The following is a 16,677-nucleotide window of genomic DNA, read 5'->3' as shown; positions in this document are numbered from 1 at the left end:
GACGCCGCACCACAGCAGCAGCCACCCGCCCGCCCGCCCCACCAGGACGGGGCACCCCGAGGGGAACGCACGATGACCGGCTCCCGCCGCCCCGGCTTCGATCCCGCCCACCCGCTGCCGCCCCCGTGGGAGAGCAGCGCGTACGACGCCTCCCGCTGGAACCGCGACCTCCTCCTGGGGGAGGCGCGGCAGGCCGCCCCCGGAACCCCGGAGGCGGCCGGCACGTGGCTGCGGCTCGGCGTGCTCTGTGCCGAGCGGGTGGCGGCCGAAGGCGACCCCGAACAGGCCCCGTACGACCGGGAACTGGCCCGGGCCGCGCTGGAGCGGGGCCTGGCGGCGGACGGCGGACCCGCGGAACTCCGCGCCCGCGGGTACCTGCACCTGGCCGAGCTGCTCCTCGCGGAGGACGGCGAACGCCCGGCGCCGGCGGCCGTGGACCGCGCCGAGGCGCTGGTGGCCGCCGTCGTCGGCCTCCCGCCGGGCACCGCCGACGCCGAGGCCGCCCAGTGGGCGCGCCTGCGCCTGCCCGAGATCGCCGAGCTGCGCCGGTCGCTCACCGGCGCGGCCCCCGACCACGCCCGGGCCGTGGCGGGCTACACGGCGCTCCTGGACGGCGACCCCGCCCTGTCGCCGGCGGACCGCGCCGAGACGCAGGGGACCCTGGCCCGGCTGGTGTACGAACGGGCCTCGGCGGAGGGCGACGCGGCCGGACTCGCCGAGGGGGCCCGCCACTTCGCCGAAGCCCGGGCGGCCGCGGCCCGGGCCGCGGACCCGGACGCCGACGGCGACGGCCACGGCGATGCCGTCGACGTGTCGCTCCTCGCGGGCGGCCGGGGGCTCGCCCTCTTCCAGCAGGGGGTGATGGCCTCCGACGCCGGGCTGCTGCGCGCGGCGGACGCCGCCTTCACGGAGTCGGCCGAGGAGGCCAGGGCCCGGCAGGCCGCCTCCGCCACGGCCTCCGCGACGGCCACGCCCACGGCCTCCGAGCCCTCCGAAGAGGCGGCCTTCTGGGCCGACCGCGCGCAGCGGGCCGAGACCTTCGCCGCCTGCGCCGCGGTGGAGGCCTGGCGGATGGACGGAGCCACCGCCCCGACGGACGCCCTGGCCACCCGCGTACGGGCCGTCACCGGGTCCCCCGCGCACACCGGCACCGCCGGCCCGAACGTGCTCGTCAGCCTGGCCTGGTTCCTCCTCGACCTCCCCGCCGCCGGCACGGACCCGGCGGAGCGGGAGCGGGCCCTGCGGCTGATGGAGGAGGCCGCCGGCTCCTGGCAGCCGGAACACGGCCCCGCGCACGTCCCGTACCTGAAGCTGGCCTCGTACCGCCTGGACCTGTCCCGCCGCCGGCCGGCGGAGCTGCTGGCCGCCGCCCGGGCCGCCGCCGCCGTCCTCGACCGGACCGCAGACCCGAATCCGCTCCTGTCGGCGCTCCTGATCCGGGCCGTCGTCCGGGCGCAGCTGCTCGACGGCGGGGGGAACACCGCGGACCCGGACGCGGCCGGCTTCCGCGCGGCGACGGCCGCGGCGGCCGGCCCCGGCACGCCGACGGATCCGGAGCGCTGGACCGCCACCGTCGACCGGCTCGTCGGCCCCACCGAGCCCCTTGAGGAACTGCTGCGCCGCTGGCGGCAAGGGGCCGGCCGCGACGAGGACCACGTCGCCCACGCGATGGTCCTGCTGCGGCACACCCCCGAGCTCGACCCCGACCGGAAGCGGCTGACTCCCGAGCTCCTCCAGTCCCTGCTGGACGCCGTCGGCGGTGAGAACGCCGGCCGGACCGCGAGCATGGCCGCCGGCGTCGCGCTGGGACACTACGGGGCGCTGCGCGCCGGTCCGATCCTGACCCGCGCGGTCGAAGCGGCCGCGGTGGCGGCGGCCGGGGCCGGGGCACCCGGAACGGGCCCGGCGGCCGGCGGGCACCCGGACGTGATGACCGGCCTGGGAGCCGTCCTCACGATGCTGCACGGCCTGATGAACGGCGGCCACGACGACGTCGTGGCGGGCGAGGGGACGCTGCGGGACCTGATCCGGAGCATGGAGGCGATGACCGCGGCCGACCGCGAGGGCCTGCCCGACCTCGGCCTCCTCAAGACCACCCACCGCCTCCTCTCGGTCCTCCTGACCCCGGGACCCGCCGACCAGCGGGACCGGGCGCTCGCCGCCCTGCGCCCCGAGGACCTCGGTCTGGACCCCGGCCACCCGGTGTGGGCGGCCCTGCGGCCCGTGCTCGCCGGGACCGCCGCCGCAGCACCGGGTGCGGACGTCGCCGCGCACGAGCTCGTCCGCTCCACGGCCGGCCTCCCGTCCGTGCAACGCGCCGGGCTGCTGGCCATGACGGGCGCCGCCCGCCTGGCCCGCGCCCACGACCTCGGGGACCGCTCCGCCCTGCGCGACGCCGGCGTCCTGCTGGGCGCGGCCCGGGACACGGCCGTCCGCGGCGACGACCTGTGGCTCATGTCCGCCATGCTCCTCGGCTTCCTGGGCTGCGCCGAAGCGCTACGGGGCCGTCCCTGGTCGCGGCGCCGACGCCTCGACGAGGCCGTCGGGCTCCTGGAGGAGGCGTACCGGGAGACCGGGGGCCCCGAGCACCCGCTGCGCGCCCGGGCCGGATTCCTGCTCGCCAAGTCCCTGCGGCTGCGCGACGACCGGGCCGCGGGCGACCGGCGGGCCGCCCGGCGCACCGCCGCCGACGCGCTGCGGGCCACCGCCTACGGCGTGCTCCTCCAGTCCGGTACGGCCGATGCCGCGGCGGCCGCCGCCGGGGCGACCGCCACCGCCCTGACCGTGGCCCGCTGGTGCCTGGCCGACGGGGAGCCGGCCGAGGCCGCCGCCACGCTCGACGCCTGCCGCGGCCTCGTCCTGCACGCGGCGACGACGGCCCGGACCGTGGAACGGCGCCTGACCGACGCCGGGCACGGCGCGCTGGCGCAGCGCTGGGCACGGGTGCTCGCCTCCGGCGCGCCACCGGCGAGCGCCCTGCGCCGCGAGGTCCTGGACGTCCTGCTGGCCCTGGACGGTGGTGCGGCCGACCGGCTGCTCACCCCGCCGGACGTACCGCGCACCGCCGCCGCCCTGCGGACGCTCGGGCGCGACGCCCTGGTCTACCTGCTCCCCGCCGGACCGGCCGGCTCCGTCGGCGACGACGCGGGCGCCGCGCTCGTGGTGGCGGCCGACGGCCGGACCGGCGTCGTACCCCTGCCCCTGCTGCGCGAGGACGCGGAGCCGGTGCTCCAGTACCTCGGCCGGCCGGACACCGGGCCGGCCGGCCCCGCGGGCAGGACGGCCACCGCCCCGGAGCCGGGCGGGCCGGGGCCGGGCGCCGGCTTCGACCCGGTCGCCGCGTTCGACCGCCTCACGACGCCCACCGGACGATCCGCGGCGGACCGGCGGCGGGACATGGGCCCCGTGCCGGGCGCCCCCGTCCCGCCGCGCGTCCGGCCGCTGTCCCAGCGGCTCGACCGGCTGGGCGCCTGGGCCTGGCAGTCGGTGGCCGAACCCCTGGCGCGCGGACTGCGCCGGGACGTGAGGGTCGAGCCGTCCGGCCGGCCGCCCCGGCTGGTCCTCGTGCCCATGGGGGACCTGTCGGCCGTGCCGTGGCACGCCGCCTGGAGCGCCACGGCCGACGGCGGGCGCCGGTACGCGCTGGACACGGCGGAGTTCACCTACGCCGCCTCGGCCCGGCTGCTGTGCGAGGTGGCCGAGCGCCCGGCGCGGCCGCGCACGGACGCGGCGCTCATCGTCGGCGACCCGACCGGCGACCTGCCCTTCGCAGGCCGGGAGGCGGCCGCCGTGCGGGAGGCCTACTACCCGCAGGCCGTCTTCCTCGGGCGCGCCGGGCCGGGCGGCCTCCCCGAGCCCGCGGGGACGGGCCGCCCGGAGGAGGTCCTGGCCTGGCTGCGGTCCGGCGCCGGCCGGGGCGGCACGCTCCACCTGGCCTGCCACGCCACGGTGGTGGAGAACGTACGGCACAGTGCGGCACTGCTGCTGCACGGCGGGAACCTGGCGGCGGAGGAGCTGACGGAGGCCATCGACGGCGGAGACGGCACCGGCCATCCGGACCTGGTGGTGCTGGCGGCGTGCCGCAGCCACGTCTCCGGGCGCGGGACCAACGAGGCCTACACCCTCGCCACGGCCTTCCTCACGGCCGGGGCCCGGTCGGTGGTCGGCTCGCTGTGGCCGGTACCCGACGAGGCCACCTCGCTGCTGATGTTCATGACCCACCACTACCTGAGGGCCGAAGGGCGCGAGCCCGCCGAGGCCCTGCGGCTGGCGCAGCGCTGGATGGCGGACCCGGGCCGTTCGCTGCCGCCGCACGCGCCCGAGGGACTGGCGCGGCTGCTGCCGCGCATCGTGCCCGACGACCTGAGCGCCTGGGCGGGCTTCATCGCCACCGGACGCTGACCGAACACGACGAGAGGCCACCGATGGACATCAGACTCGCCAAGGGCGCCAACGCCCCGCTGCCGGCGCCCTCGTGCCGGGTCCGGCTCGCGTCGTCCGGCGCCGAGATCGACGTGTGCGCCGTGCTGCTCGGATCCGACGGCCGGGTGCGCGGGGACGACGACCTGGTCTTCTTCAACCATCCGGCGCAGAGCGGGGTGGAGTTGAAGGACGCGGTGATCACGGTGGACCTGGCCGCGGTCCCCGCGTCGGTCGAGTGCGTCGCGATCGTCGCCGCGCTCGACGCCGGGGCGGACGGCCCCGCGTCCTTCGACGCCGGCAGCACACCGAGGGCCGCCGTCGAATGCGGCGGGACCCGGATCGTGTTCGAGCCGCCGCCGCTGGGGGGCGGGGAGACGGCGGCCCTGATGGTCGAGCTGTACCGGCGGGCGGGGGCGTGGAAGGTGCGGGCCGTGGGACAGGGCTGGGCCACCGGCCTCGCCGGACTCGCGACGGACTTCGGCGTGGTCGTCGACGACCCCGGCCCGGCCCCGGCCGTCGCCCCGGCCCCGGCCACAGTCACAGCCCCGGCTCCGGCTCCGGCCACAGTCACAGCCCCGGCTCCGGCCACAGTCACCGCCCCGGCCCCGGCCCCGGCCCGTACGGCCGCCCCGCCCACCCCCACCCCACGCCACGTCGTCCTCACCAAAACCGGTACGGACGTACTGTCGCTGCGCAAGGACGACCCCCGCGTCGTCGTCACCGCCACGCTCGAATGGGACGGCGGGAGCGCGCGGCGCCGCCAGGCGGGCGCGGACCTCGACCTGTACGCCCTGTCCGTCCCGAGGCACCTCGTGACCGTGCGCGGGCAGCGGCCGAAGGCGACCGACCTCACCGTCTACTACCGCCGCCTCGGCACGCTCGCCGGCCCGCCGTTCATCGCCCTCGACGGCGACGCCCGGGAGCCGGGGCGCGAGACCGTCTCCATCGCCCGGCCCGACCTCCAGGGCTACGTCCTGCTGTGCGCCTACAGCGCGGTCGAGAACGGCGTCGGATCGTTCCGGTCGTACGGGGCACGGGTGGTCGTCACCGACAACTGCGGCTCCACGATCACCGTCCCCCTGTTCAGCACCCGCGCCCAGGCCTACTGGGTGGCCATCGCCATGGTCGACTTCACCGCCGAGGAGGGCGTCCGGATCGGGCACGTGGAGCAGTACAGCGCACGCGGCATCGAGGCGCGGCCGACGCTCTACTCGAACGGGAAGTTCCGCATGGGCACGGGCCCCGTCGAGTTCAAGACCGTGCCCGCCGGCGGCTGACGGACCACCGGGGGCGTGCCCTCGTCAGCGGGGGCAGGCCGCCTGGGTGACCTTGCCGGCCTTGGCCCCGGTCGTCGAGGGGTCCAGGGTCAGGCACCGGCCCGTCCACTGGTTGACGAAGTAGTAGCCGGTGCCGCGCCCGTCGAGGTTGACCGGGACGACGTTCCACAGCTGGCTGCCGGAGGACCAGCGGGTCTCACAGGGCCACCAGAACATCTGGGTGCCGTCGCCGGGCGGGGTGCCGTTGTTGTACGGGACGGTCAGGCAGGAGCCGTTGCCCGCCCTGATCCAGAAGTAGCCCTTGTGGTCGTACGGGGGCCTGGCGGCGGTCCACTGGTGGCTGCTGGGCGCCGGCTCGGCACAGGCGCGCTGGGTGACCACGCCGCCCCCGCCCGTCTCGAACTCCTCGCCGCGGACCATGCACCGGTTCGGGGCGTACGCACTGACGTACTGCTTCGCCGGGGTGACCGTCCACACGGCCGGGTGCACCGGGGCGATCCAGGCGTTGCGGTTGAGCTCGGCGACCACCTCCAGCGGGGTGAGGCCCGGGTTCGCGCTCTCCTGGTAGAAGTTCACCGCGACGTAGTTCGGGTTCCGTCCGGCGGCGGGCCGGCACTCCTTCTCGATGCGGCTCTTGAGCTGCGCGTTCTCGTTGGGCGCGACCCTGTTGGGCTCGAACTGGTCCGAGTTGAAGTGGTTCATGGTGAACAGCGGCGTCAGCTTGCCCATGTTCGGCATCGTCTTCGTGTTCAAGGCGTTGTCGTTGCGCGGCGCGCAGCCCGTCGGCGGGTTGCCGCTCCCGTAGCCGTACTTGTTCTCGACCGTGTGCGACCAGGTGTACATCAGGCTGCCGGACCCGACGGGGACGTCCTCCTGCCAGCTGTCCTGGAACACCACCAGGCGCCGGTTGTCGGCGTCCATGGTGCGCAGCAGCGGCCAGTTGTTCTCGGTGATCCGGTAGGCGTCCGGGGAGAAGAGCAGGCCTTCCGCGTTCTTGGACCTGAGCACGTCGCCCATCGCCTTGGTGAGCGTCTCCCGGGCGGCGTAGTTCTCCAGGAAGATCGTGACGACCTCGTGCCGGTTGGACTGGAGGAAGTCCACGATCCGGGCGAACTCGCTCTGGAAGAAGTCGTAGCACATGAACTTCGAGTGGCAGAGCATGACGGCGTCCCCCGGGTACGGCGGGGAGACGGTCTTGTCGTAGGTGTCGAGCATCAGACCGCGCACGCCGTCGTCGAGCTGCTGGGCGATGCTGCGCGACTGGTTGCGCGGCGGCAGCAGCTTCACCGGGTCGTGGGCGTAGGAGTTGTGCGTGGTCGTCCACGTCCACTGGTCCAGGCGGGCGTTGCCGTACTTGCCGCCGTCGGCCGCGGCCGACGGCGGCGTCGGCAGCGCCGCGACCAGGAAGAGGAGCGAGAGGAGCGGCACGGTCAGGGCCCGCAGCAGCCGGGACGGGCTTGTCGTCATGGGTGTTCCACAGGTGAGGTCGGGCAGGGGATCGCCCCCAGCCAATCCGCCGGACGCACGGCGGACCAGGCAGTTCCACCGGCAGAAGTACCGGCGTGCCCAGTTCTGCGGGTGGCGCCCCGCCACCTCGCCCGCACAGTGGAGTACCCAGGCAGATGGTCCGGTTTCGGTCACTTCTCAAGGAGCGGGTGGCCCAATGCCATCGATTCCTCAATATCCGGTTCCTTGAGTGGTTCATGCATGTGCTTTACTTCTGAGAATTACCTGGGGTGCCATTATCCGGAGCCCCTAATTCCTGTTCTTGAAGGAAAGCAGTGGCAATGCCCCGCGCCCGTGAGGCGCCGACCGTCGCCCTCGTCGGCGCGACCTCCGCCGACGAGTCCGCCTGCCCGAACGCCGTGGGGCCGATGCCGGGACCTGCGGATTCGGCCGGGGCGCCGGGGGGCGCCCCGGCCGAATCCCCGATGCCTGCCGGACGGGCGGCCCGCGGGGCGGCCGACGGTTCCGACGTGCCCCGGTCCTGACCATTCCGTTGCACTGACCCAGTTCACAGAGAGTATTCAGGGGGGAAGGCCGGACGGATGGATTCCGGACGGCAAACGTATGCGCGAGTCGAACAGCACACGACGCGGGGGACGCAGTTCCGCCCGCCGGGCCCGGGCCCGCAGCCAGCGCCGCAGGCACCTCCGCCGCACCGTCCTCGGCCTGATGTGCGCGGCCGGCGGAGCCGGGGTCGCGGTGGTCCTGCTCCGGGCGGACCCGCCCGCGGACGAGTCCGGGGCCCGGGCGGCCCTGAACCCCGGGCCGTCCTCCCCGGCCCCGGCCCCGCCCTCCGCCTCACCGTCGGCGCAGCCCACGCCCTCACCGAGCCCGAGCTCCCACGGCAGCGTGCCCCACTCGGGGCAGGGCACCTTCACCGCCGCCAAGGTCTCGGCCGCCAAGCACGGCAACGGGCCCGTGCGCCGCTACCGGGTGGAGGTCGAGGACGGCTCCGGCCTGAACGCCGACCAGGCCGCGCGGGAGGTGAACACGATCCTCGGGGACCGGCGCGGATGGATCCGCGACGACCGGTACGGCTTCCAGCTGACCGCCCAGGGCACCGTCGACTTCACCGTACGGATCGCCACGCCGCAGACCACGAACCGGCTGTGCGACATCACCACTCCCGAGCTGATCGGCGAGACCAACTGCAGCGCCAACCACACCGTCGTGGTCAACCTCAAGCGGTGGCAGCAGGGCTCGCCCCAGTTCGACGGACCGGTCTCCGAGTACCGGGCCCTGATCATCAACCACGAGGTCGGCCACGAAATAGGCCGCGGCCACGAAACCTGCCCGGCCCCGGGCAAGCCGGCCCCCGCGATGATGCAGCAGCTCAAGGGCCTGGCCGGCTGCAAGTCCAACGCCTGGCCCCACACCCGCAACGGCACGTACCTGTCGGGCCCGGCAGTTCCCTAGCCGGTCCCTTCGCGGCCCGGGACGGGAGGTCCGTATCGTGGGCGGGAAGGCTGTTCAGGTGTTCGGGGGTTGAGTGCGCGTCGCAGATCATGCGCGGTGGGACCGGGGCTTCCCGGTGAAGTACCTGCTGGTCCGGGAGGACGACGAGGGCGTGGAGCGGCTCTGGGGGAGGTGCGCGGGGGCCGAGGGGCTGTTCGTGGACCCGGTGCCGCCGCCGCGGGAGGTCCTCACCCTCCGCGGATGCAGCCCCGACGGCCCGCTGGCCGAGGTCCTGGCCGAGCCCGGCGGCTCGCTGCGGGGGCTGGGCGATCTGTGCGTCGAGGTCTGGGACGGCGAGGAGCCCGTGCAGTGGTGGACCCTCGTCGACGCGGTCGTGGTGGCCCACCAGCCCCACCCCGGCGACCCGGAACGGTACGACGTCGTGGTCGGGGCCGGCGTCAGGCACGAGGAGAGCTTCTCCGAACTGCCCGCGGCACCCCGCTTCGAGCTCCTCGCGGGAACGACGGTCGCCGCCCCGAGCGCGGGCCGGTGCTCCGCCGTGGACGGCCTGTTCGAGCCGCGGGCGGAGCCGGACCCCGTCCCGCTGGAGCTGATCGGCTGCGAGCCCGCGGAGCCGCTGCTCGCGGCGCTGCGGCGGCCCGGACGGTCGGAGCAGGACTGGGCCCACCTCCTGGTGCTGGACCGTCACGGCGACGTGATGGCCTCCTGCCCCGTCGGCCTGGCCGTAGACGGCGCGCGACCGTCCGTGCTCGGCGGCGCCCTCGTCGACATCACGCTCACCGACGGCGGCGACGACCGGCCTCCGTCGGCGGCCCGCCCGGTCTGGGCGCAGTGGTACCAGGGCCCGCCGACGGCACCCAACGGGTGGGCACCGTACGACTCCCGGGGCAGGGCCTTGTGGATCGACCTCACCACCCGGGCCTTCCGGGAGTACGGGTCCCGGCCGGACCGCTCCGGCGGCGAGTACCACCTCGACGGCCGGTTCGTCACGGACGTCCCCGGGCTGCACTGCGCGATCGCCGAGGCCCTGCTCGGCCCCGGCCGCTACTTCGGCCGGGAGTGGAACGCCTTCAAGGACTGCCTGTCCGGCGGCTTCGGAGTGGTGCCGCCGTTCACCCTGACCTGGCACGACGCCCAGGTCGCACGCCGTGCGCTGGCGGACGTCGTCGAGGACCCGGGGGGCCGGCTCTCGTACTTCGAGGAGGTCGTACAGCTCCTCGAACGGTGCGGTGTCACCGTCGTGCTCCGGTAGTCCGCAGGCCCCGGAGGTCAGTCCGGCGGGCTGCCGAGGAGGACGCCGCGGCCCGCGTAGTAGCGGCGCAGCACCGGCCAGGGGACCTCCACGAACTCCTGCGAGGTGCCGTGCCAGCCCGACGGGTTGTGGATCGTGACCGTGTCCCGGCCGGCGCCCACGGCCAGCACCAGGTGCCCGCCGCGGTGCGGCGGCTCGGTGTCCCCGCTGCGCACGCCCGGGTGGACGGACAGCATGACGAGACGGCCCGCGTGCAGCTGCCGCGCGACCTCCTCCGGCGGGAGCTCGGGACGGGATTCGGCGTGGAGGCCGAAGCGGTCCCGGGTGTGGCGGGCGAAGGGCTCGTAGATCAGCCCGTGCAGGCCGCCCTCCCTCGGCACGTACGCGCCCGCCTCCAGGTACTCCTTGCCGAGGGCGACGCTCGGGGGCGCCTCCAGACCCCAGTGGGCCAGCGCCATCCGCAGGCAGGCCATGCCGCACACCCGCCAGGACCAGAAGGCGTACTCCTCGGGGGAGTCGGCGCCGGAGGCCCGCCAGCGGGGGTCGTCGGCGGCGTCCAGGCGGCCCGTGACGATGTCCGAGACCAGCTCGGGCGACTCCCACTGCGCGAAGTACGGCACCTCGTGGCGGACCGGCAGCGGAGTCACCGGGCGCTCCCCTCAGTGCGGTGGACCGGCCCGTACAGGGCGGCGGTACGGCCCGTGCCCAGGGCCCAGTAGCGGTCCCCGTACGACCAGTGCCACCACTCGGTGGGGTAGTTGACGAAGCCGGCCGCGGTGAGGACGCCGCCGAGCAGGTCCCGGTTCGCGCGGCTCTCCGCGTCGATGTCCGGGGCCTCCGTGTAGCAGCGCAGGGCGCTGTCCTCGGGGGAGGCGTTGACGCTCGTGCCCATGGGCAGTTCGCGGCCGTCCTCGGTGCACAGGGTCAGGTCGATGGCGGATCCGGCCGAGTGGGGCGCTGTCTCCGGGGGCGACACGTACCGGCTGGCGGCGAGGTGCCGGCCGGCTTCGTCCAGGTCGGGCCGCAGGTCGCGCAGCCGCTCGCGGTACGAGGTGAAGTAGTGCCGCTGGAGGTCGGGCGGCCGGTAGCCCTCGACGAAGAGGAAGGTGATCCCGGCGGGCAGCAGGGCGGAGGCGCGTGCGAGGCGGTCGGCGACGCCCTGCCGTACGTGGGCGTAGTGTCCGGCCGGGTCGGCCTTGCGGTCGTCCATGCGCAGGCCGGAGCGGGTGCGCAGGTCGACGAGCGGCTCGTCGGAGCCGGTGACCGGGATGGCCGTGACGCGGGGGTCGGCCATCAGGATGGGGGCGGGCGCGGGGTCCGTCATGCGGGTCTCCTCGGTGGGCGGGTGGTGCGGGTGGTGCAGGTGGTGCGGGTAGTGCGGGTGGGGCGGGTGTTCGGCTTCAAGTGTCGTTCCATCGTCGGTTCCGCTCACTCCGTCAGCTGCCGGACGTCCCTCACGAGCAGCGGGACGACCATGGCGAGCAGGGAGAGCACGGCGGCGCCGACGAGGGTGAGGGGCACTCCGCAGGCGGCGGCGACCGGGCCGGCCAGGGCCGTGCCGACGGGGCGCAGGCCCATCGACCCGAAGCGGTTGACGGCGTCCACGCGCGAGAGGAGGTCGCGGGGCACCTCCTTGGCTATCGCCGACGACTCCACGGCGGTGAACACCGCGATGGCCATGCCCGAGACGAACTCGGAGACGGCGAGGACGTACACGGGCGCGGGCAGGGCGAGGAGGAGCAGGGTCGGGCCGGCGCCCGCGAGCATGACGACGTACCCGGTCAGCAGGGGACGTCGCATGCGCAGCCGGAGGGACAGGGCGGTGCCGCACAGCCCGCCGGCGCCCAGCGCGCCGACGATGAGGGCCCAGGCGGAGGCGCCGCCGAGGTGGTCCTCGGCGACGACCGGGCCGAGGACGTTCAGGGCGGACAGCAGACACAGCTGGAAGACGGCGGCGCTGGCGATGAGGGCGGTCAGCCAGCGGCGTTCGGCCACGCAGCGCAGGCCCTCGCGGATGTCCCCGGCCATCGAGCGCCGGGTGCCGGCGGCGGCCGGGCTGCCGAGGGGGCCGACGGCGGAGACGAGCACCGCGCTGATCAGGAACGTGGCCCCGTCCGCCACCAGCAGCCAGCCGGGATCGGTCCAGGCCAGGAGCACGGCGGCGAGGAACGGTCCGGCGACCTCCGCGGCATTGCCCACGAGGGAGAAGAGGCTGTAGGTCTGCCGCAGGTTCCCTTCCGGGGCGACTTCCGCGATGGCGCCGGTGGAGGCCGGGTTGAAGAACGCGCCCGACGCCCCGCGGGTGGCCGCCAGCAGGGCGATGCACCACAGCGGGGCGTGCTGGAGGAGGATGAGGACGCCGGTGAGCGTCTGGCTCGCGAAGCCCGCGAGGTTCGACCACACCATGACGGACCGGCGCGGGTAGCGGTCGCCGACGACCCCCCCGATCAGGACGAGCGCCACGCTCGGCAGCGCCCGGGCCGCCAGCACGATCCCGACGCCGGACGCGCCGCCGCCCAGGGCGAGGACGGCGAAGACCAGGGCGACGGGGGTGACCATGTCGCCCAGCACCGAGGTGCCGCGGGCCAGGAAGAGCAGCCGCAGCGGTCTGCGGCGCAGCAGCTCGCGGGGGGTGAGCGCGGTGCCGGGTTCCGGCGGGGGCGTGGCGGTGTTCGCTTGGGCGTTGATGGCGGCATCCTCAAGGGCAGGGGGAGGGAGGGCGGGGGCGGGGCGGTCGGAGCGTCCGTCAGCGGCCGGCCACGGCGTCGGCGAACTCGGCCCGCTCCCAGGCCCGTACGGCCAGGTAGTCGCGTTCGAGCTGCGCGGGGTCCTCGTGGCAGAGGTAGAGGCCGCCGGGCTTGCTGTGCAGGCCGGTCGTACGGGGGAGTTCGGATCCGGCGCGGACGGTCAGCCGGATCCCGTGGAACGACGGGAGCGAGGTGACCGGGTCCAGGCGGAGCGGCCGCAGCAGGACGCCGGCGGCCGGGGAGATCAGGCTGACGCCCAGCGCGTGGCGGCGCAGCGGGCGCACCGGACCGCGGCCGGCGACCACGTCGGGCGCGAGGTAGGAGTCGACAACCTCGTCCAGGTGGCTGGTGCCCAGGGCCTTGAGGCTGAGCGAGGGGTCGTGGCCGCCGGGCAGCCGGGTGCCCGTCTCCAGCAGCAGGGGCCCCCGCTCGGTGAGGATCACCTCGGTGTGGGTGGCGCCCCAGCGCACGCCCAGCGCGGTGAGGACCTCGCGGACGTAGGCCAGGAGGGCCGGCATGCCGGGGGCGTCGGGGCTCTGCAGCTCCTGCCGGTCGTAGACGGGCGCGTCGTCGACGAGCTTCTTGTCGGAGCGCCAGATCTCCACGGCCATGTGGGAGCCGTCCACGGACACGGTGTTGACCATGTACTCGGGGCCGGTGAGGAGTTCCTGGACCACGACCCCGTCGTTCGGCTGGCCGAACAGGTTGGGGGCGCCCAGCAGGCCGCGGACGGCGGCGTCGCGGTCCGCCGCGGTGGGCGCAGACGTGCACGCCGTCCGTCCCGGCGCTGGCGGGCGGCTTGACCACGGTCGGCTGCCCCGGTGCGAGCGGACCGGTCTGCCAGTGGACCCGCCCGTCGCCGTCCAGGTGCTGCTGGGCCGGTACGGGGACCCCGGCCTCGTGCAGGATCCGGTGCATCGTGCGCTTGTCCCGGCGGGCCGCGGCGAAACCGGGGGCGTTCGCCGTGGGCAGGTCCAGCTCGGTGGCGAGGAGGTCGGCGGTGTCGCTGCCGCTCTCGGTGCCCGCGATGACGTGCCGGACGCCCAGTCCGCGCAGCTGCCGCGCGGTGGCCGCCGGGTCGCCGGTGAAGTCGAGGGCGGCGGTGAAGTCCGGGGCGTGGAAGGTGTGGAGCTGCCGTTCGAACGCCGCGGTGTGGTTGCGCACGTGGACGACGTGGACGCCGCGGGAGCGGAGCGCGGGGCCGAGGAGGTGACCGGTGCCGAGCGCGTCGACCACGGCCACGGTGGTGGTGTTGTAGCCGTCGTGGAGCATGGGTGGGTGTCCGTTCTGTGCGGTGGGAGGGGTGGGTGCGGCCGCTCAGGCCAGGTCGGCCCGCTCCCGCCGCCACGGCGCGAGCTTCGCGGTGTTCGAGGCGCTGGCCAGGACCACGCCCAGCAGCTCGGGGTACGTGATGCCGGCCGCGGCGGCGGCGAGCACGAGGTTGCTGCCGTGCTGGACGCCGGGGATGGTGTTGAGCTCCAGGAGCACCGGGTCGCCCTCCGGCGTCAGGATGAAGTCCACCCGGATCGCCCCCTCGAAGTCGATGACCTCCAGGACCTCCCGGGTGGCCCGGTGCAGGACGTGCAGCCGCGGGTCGCCGGCGTCGGTCAGGGCCTGGTAGGTCACCGTGCCCGCCCGCTCGCCGTGCAGCTTGCTGTACTCGTCGTAGTACTCCCGCTCGGCGGCGCAGGTGACCGGCGGCAGCAGGACCACGTCCCCGTCGATGCGCAGCGCGGCGACCGTCACGGTGGTGCCGTCGACGAAGGGTTCGGCGATGACGTCGGTGAAGCCGGCCTCCCCGAGGCCGCGCAGGGCGGGGACGACCTCGTCCGGCTCGGTGACGAGGACCATGCCGACGCTGCTGCCGCCGTTGACGGCCTTCAGCATGACCGGGCAGGGCAGGCCGGCCTCGGGCACCTCGGCCGGGCGGAGCCGCCGGTGGGCGGGGACGGTGACGCCCGTGGAGGCCAGGACCAGCTTCGTCAGGCGCTTGTCGGCGCCGATGACGCCCGTCGCGACCGGGCTGCCGGTGTAGGGGACGCCGAGGTAGGCGAGCGTGCCCTGGAGGTGGCCGTCCTCGCCGAAGTCCCCGTGCACGTTGAGGAACGCGGCGTCGTAGGCGGTGATCTCGGACGGGAAGGCGGGGGAGGTCGGGTCGATCCAGTCGGCCTCGGTCCCCAGCTGCCGCAGGCCGTCGAGGACGTCGTGCACCGACCAGTCGGCGGCGGGCTTGCTCTCCATGTAGAGCCGGTCCTCGGCGGAGGTCCCGCCGTAGAGCACGGCCACCCGCCAGGGGGCGGTACGGGCCGCGGCGCCGCGGACGAGGTCGCGCAGCCGGTGGGGTTCGTGGTCGAGCCAGCTGGTGATGTGCATGGGGCGCTCCGGTGTCCGGTCGATGGGGGAAGACGGGGATGGGGGAGAGGGGGATGGGGAAGAAGGAGGCGGGGGCGGGAGGGGCCGCCGCGCGGCCCCGTGCGCCTCAGGCCCGGTGGACGAACGGCAGCAGGGCCTCCGCCGTCAGCGGCTCCGCGGCCGGCGGCGTCAGCAGCGGCTCCGGGCACGGCGCGGGGCTGCCGGCCCGGGCCCGCGCCAGGTCAGGCGCGCCCTCGAAGCCCAGCTGGGCCCAGATCTCACCGGCGAGGCCGGGCACCAGCGGTGCACCCAGCAGGGCGAGGCCGAGCAGCCACGCGCGGTCCCCGTCCGCGGCGCCCGGGCCCCGGTGCATCCAGTCGGCGAGCGCGGTGACCGCAGCGGTGAGGTCCGTACCGGAGGGGCCGAGCCCGGTGTACTGGGCGTCGACGGCGTCGAGCACGGCGGGCGTGCACACCACGGCGGCGCCCGCCGACCGCACCCGGTCGGCCGCGGGCAGCAGCACGTTGCGCCGCCAGTCGCGCAGCCGCACCACGTCGTCGACCAGGCCGTCCAGGGTGACGTCGGCGGTGCCGCGGTCCAGCGGGGCGTGGAGCAGGTGGAAGCGCAGCTCGTCCGCCGTGACGAGGCCGCTGCCGAGCAGCTCGCCGAGCCAGATGCCGTGGCCCTTGCTGGTGGAGCACTTCTGCCCCTCGAAGTGCAGCATGCCGGTGACGACAGCCGCGTCGAACGGCTTGAGGGCGCCGCCCGATCCCTGGGCGATGACGTGCGGGGACACGAAGCCCGGACGGGAGTTGTCGCTGCCGAACACGCCGATCGTGGTGACGCCGCTGGCGGCGGCGAACGGGTTGGCGGCGGCGCCGGTCAGCCGCCGGTGCACCTCGCCGCAGTACACGCTGTACAGGTAGTAGCTGTTCGCGATGACCTTGCCCGGCGGGAGCGTGCGGCTCCCGATGCCCCAGGTGCCCTGGCCGGTCAGGTTGACCCGCCCCGCACTGGCGTCGAGGTAGCGGCGCACGGTGTCGAGGAACTGCGGGCGCACCCCGGCCCGTTCGTGGTGCCCGGTGATGGCGTCCGGATCGGCCGGGTACGCGAACCAGTTCTCCTCGTCCCGCCACTCCAGCGTGGAGTCGTCGAGCCGCGAGCGCGGGTTGACGACCTCCTCGGGCTGGAAGAACTGGCCGCAGAAGGTGCAGGTCGCGCCGCCGCACGGCTTGCCGCAGTGCGGGCAGTCGCCGGCGATCCAGGTGCCGACGACGGCCCGCCCGGTCTGTTCGGAGAACGGGATCCGCTCGCTCTCGGCGCGTGCCGCGCCGGTGGAGCGGAGCAGTTCCACGGTGTCCTCGTGGACGGCCAGGTAGCCGTCGCGGTGCTCGGCCGAGGTCGGGTCGATCCACGCGTCGAGGCCGATGGACAGGGCGTCCAGGTCCTGCTTGATGCCGGCGTGGAAGCGGGCGACGGTCTCCTCGGCGGTGCGGCCGTCCGCCCGGGCCGCGGCGGTGACCCAGTCCTCGAACGCGTCGCTGCCGCTGATGACGGACACGTCGTGGCCGCGGCTGCGCAGCGCACGGGCGAGGACGTCGGCGCGCAGATACGTTCCGGCACCGTGGCCGATGTGCATGCGGCCGTTGGGGGTGGGCTGCATCGGCACGATGAGGACGGTCTGACTGACGTGCACGGGGGGCCT

The 16,677-nt window shown here is 75.2% G+C and carries 12 protein-coding genes; 5 read left to right on the top strand and 7 right to left on the bottom strand.

Annotation, left to right across the window (positions count from 1 at the left end):
- The first annotated feature begins 72 nt into the window (after positions 1–72).
- Complete coding sequence (locus ACIPW5_RS04565; protein WP_401240279.1) at positions 73–4,401, top strand: CHAT domain-containing protein; 4,329 nt, start codon at positions 73–75, stop codon at positions 4,399–4,401.
- Between the two features lie 23 nt (positions 4,402–4,424).
- Complete coding sequence (locus ACIPW5_RS04560) at positions 4,425–5,699, top strand: TerD family protein (RefSeq protein ID WP_401240276.1); 1,275 nt, start codon at positions 4,425–4,427, stop codon at positions 5,697–5,699.
- A gap of 24 nt (positions 5,700–5,723) precedes the next feature.
- Here ACIPW5_RS04560 and ACIPW5_RS04555 read toward each other — a convergent pair whose 3' ends face one another.
- Positions 5,724–7,166 carry an RICIN domain-containing protein gene (locus ACIPW5_RS04555; protein WP_401240273.1) on the bottom strand — a complete coding sequence of 481 codons (1,443 nt, stop codon included), beginning with the start codon at positions 7,164–7,166 and terminating at the stop codon, positions 5,724–5,726.
- Positions 7,167–7,486: 320 nt separating this feature from the next.
- On the opposite strand from ACIPW5_RS04555, the gene ACIPW5_RS04550 reads away from it, so the two are divergent.
- From ACIPW5_RS04550 to ACIPW5_RS04540, 3 genes are all read left to right on the top strand, one after another.
- Positions 7,487–7,690 carry a hypothetical protein gene (locus ACIPW5_RS04550; RefSeq protein ID WP_401240270.1) on the top strand — a complete coding sequence of 68 codons (204 nt, stop codon included), beginning with the start codon at positions 7,487–7,489 and terminating at the stop codon, positions 7,688–7,690.
- Between the two features lie 79 nt (positions 7,691–7,769).
- A complete protein-coding gene (locus ACIPW5_RS04545; protein ID WP_401240267.1) occupies positions 7,770–8,621 on the top strand; it encodes a DUF3152 domain-containing protein in 852 nt (283 codons plus the stop codon).
- 73 nt (positions 8,622–8,694) lie between these two features.
- Positions 8,695–9,873: a barstar family protein gene (locus ACIPW5_RS04540; RefSeq protein ID WP_401240264.1), complete on the top strand. Its 1,179-nt coding sequence runs from the start codon at positions 8,695–8,697 to the stop codon at positions 9,871–9,873.
- A 17-nt stretch (positions 9,874–9,890) separates the two neighbouring features.
- On the opposite strand, the gene ACIPW5_RS04535 is transcribed toward ACIPW5_RS04540, so the two are convergent.
- The 6 genes from ACIPW5_RS04535 to ACIPW5_RS04510 form a co-directional block, all read right to left on the bottom strand.
- Positions 9,891–10,520, bottom strand: a complete 630-nt coding sequence (locus ACIPW5_RS04535) for a C39 family peptidase (protein ID WP_401240261.1) — start codon at positions 10,518–10,520, stop codon at positions 9,891–9,893.
- Positions 10,517–11,197, bottom strand: a complete 681-nt coding sequence (locus ACIPW5_RS04530; RefSeq protein ID WP_401240258.1) for a M15 family metallopeptidase — start codon at positions 11,195–11,197, stop codon at positions 10,517–10,519. Before ACIPW5_RS04530 ends, ACIPW5_RS04535 begins: the two co-directional genes overlap by 4 nt.
- 104 nt (positions 11,198–11,301) lie before the next feature.
- Positions 11,302–12,492 (bottom strand): MFS transporter, encoded by a 1,191-nt coding sequence (locus ACIPW5_RS04525; protein WP_401241412.1) that lies wholly within the window; start codon positions 12,490–12,492, stop codon positions 11,302–11,304.
- Positions 12,493–12,619: 127 nt separating this feature from the next.
- Positions 12,620–13,297 (bottom strand): hypothetical protein, encoded by a 678-nt coding sequence (locus ACIPW5_RS04520; RefSeq protein ID WP_401240256.1) that lies wholly within the window; start codon positions 13,295–13,297, stop codon positions 12,620–12,622.
- A 640-nt stretch (positions 13,298–13,937) separates the two neighbouring features.
- Positions 13,938–14,993 (bottom strand): ATP-grasp domain-containing protein, encoded by a 1,056-nt coding sequence (locus ACIPW5_RS04515; RefSeq protein ID WP_401240253.1) that lies wholly within the window; start codon positions 14,991–14,993, stop codon positions 13,938–13,940.
- A 106-nt stretch (positions 14,994–15,099) separates the two neighbouring features.
- On the bottom strand, positions 15,100–16,668 hold the full coding sequence (locus ACIPW5_RS04510; RefSeq protein WP_401240251.1) for a class I tRNA ligase family protein: 1,569 nt from the start codon (positions 16,666–16,668) through the stop codon (positions 15,100–15,102).
- Positions 16,669–16,677: the final 9 nt, after the last annotated feature.

Source organism: Streptomyces sp. NPDC090077 (assembly GCF_044747545.1).
Taxonomy (GTDB): Bacteria; Actinomycetota; Actinomycetes; order Streptomycetales; family Streptomycetaceae; genus Streptomyces.
Note: the sequence above shows the minus strand (reverse complement) of the source record. Positions and strands in the feature narration are given on the sequence as shown.

Bases quoted from the DNA above. Each gene is read 5' to 3' on its own strand.
- ACIPW5_RS04560 (WP_401240276.1), top strand. From the start codon at position 4,425: ATGGACATCAGACTCGCCAAGGGCGCCAACGCCCCGCTGCCGGCGCCC.
- ACIPW5_RS04515 (WP_401240253.1), bottom strand. From the start codon at position 14,993: ATGCACATCACCAGCTGGCTCGACCACGAACCCCACCGGCTGCGCGAC.
- ACIPW5_RS04530 (WP_401240258.1), bottom strand. From the start codon at position 11,197: ATGACGGACCCCGCGCCCGCCCCCATCCTGATGGCCGACCCCCGCGTC.
- ACIPW5_RS04545 (WP_401240267.1), top strand. From the start codon at position 7,770: ATGCGCGAGTCGAACAGCACACGACGCGGGGGACGCAGTTCCGCCCGC.
- ACIPW5_RS04555 (WP_401240273.1), bottom strand. From the start codon at position 7,166: ATGACGACAAGCCCGTCCCGGCTGCTGCGGGCCCTGACCGTGCCGCTC.
- ACIPW5_RS04565 (WP_401240279.1), top strand. From the start codon at position 73: ATGACCGGCTCCCGCCGCCCCGGCTTCGATCCCGCCCACCCGCTGCCG.
- ACIPW5_RS04550 (WP_401240270.1), top strand. From the start codon at position 7,487: ATGCCCCGCGCCCGTGAGGCGCCGACCGTCGCCCTCGTCGGCGCGACC.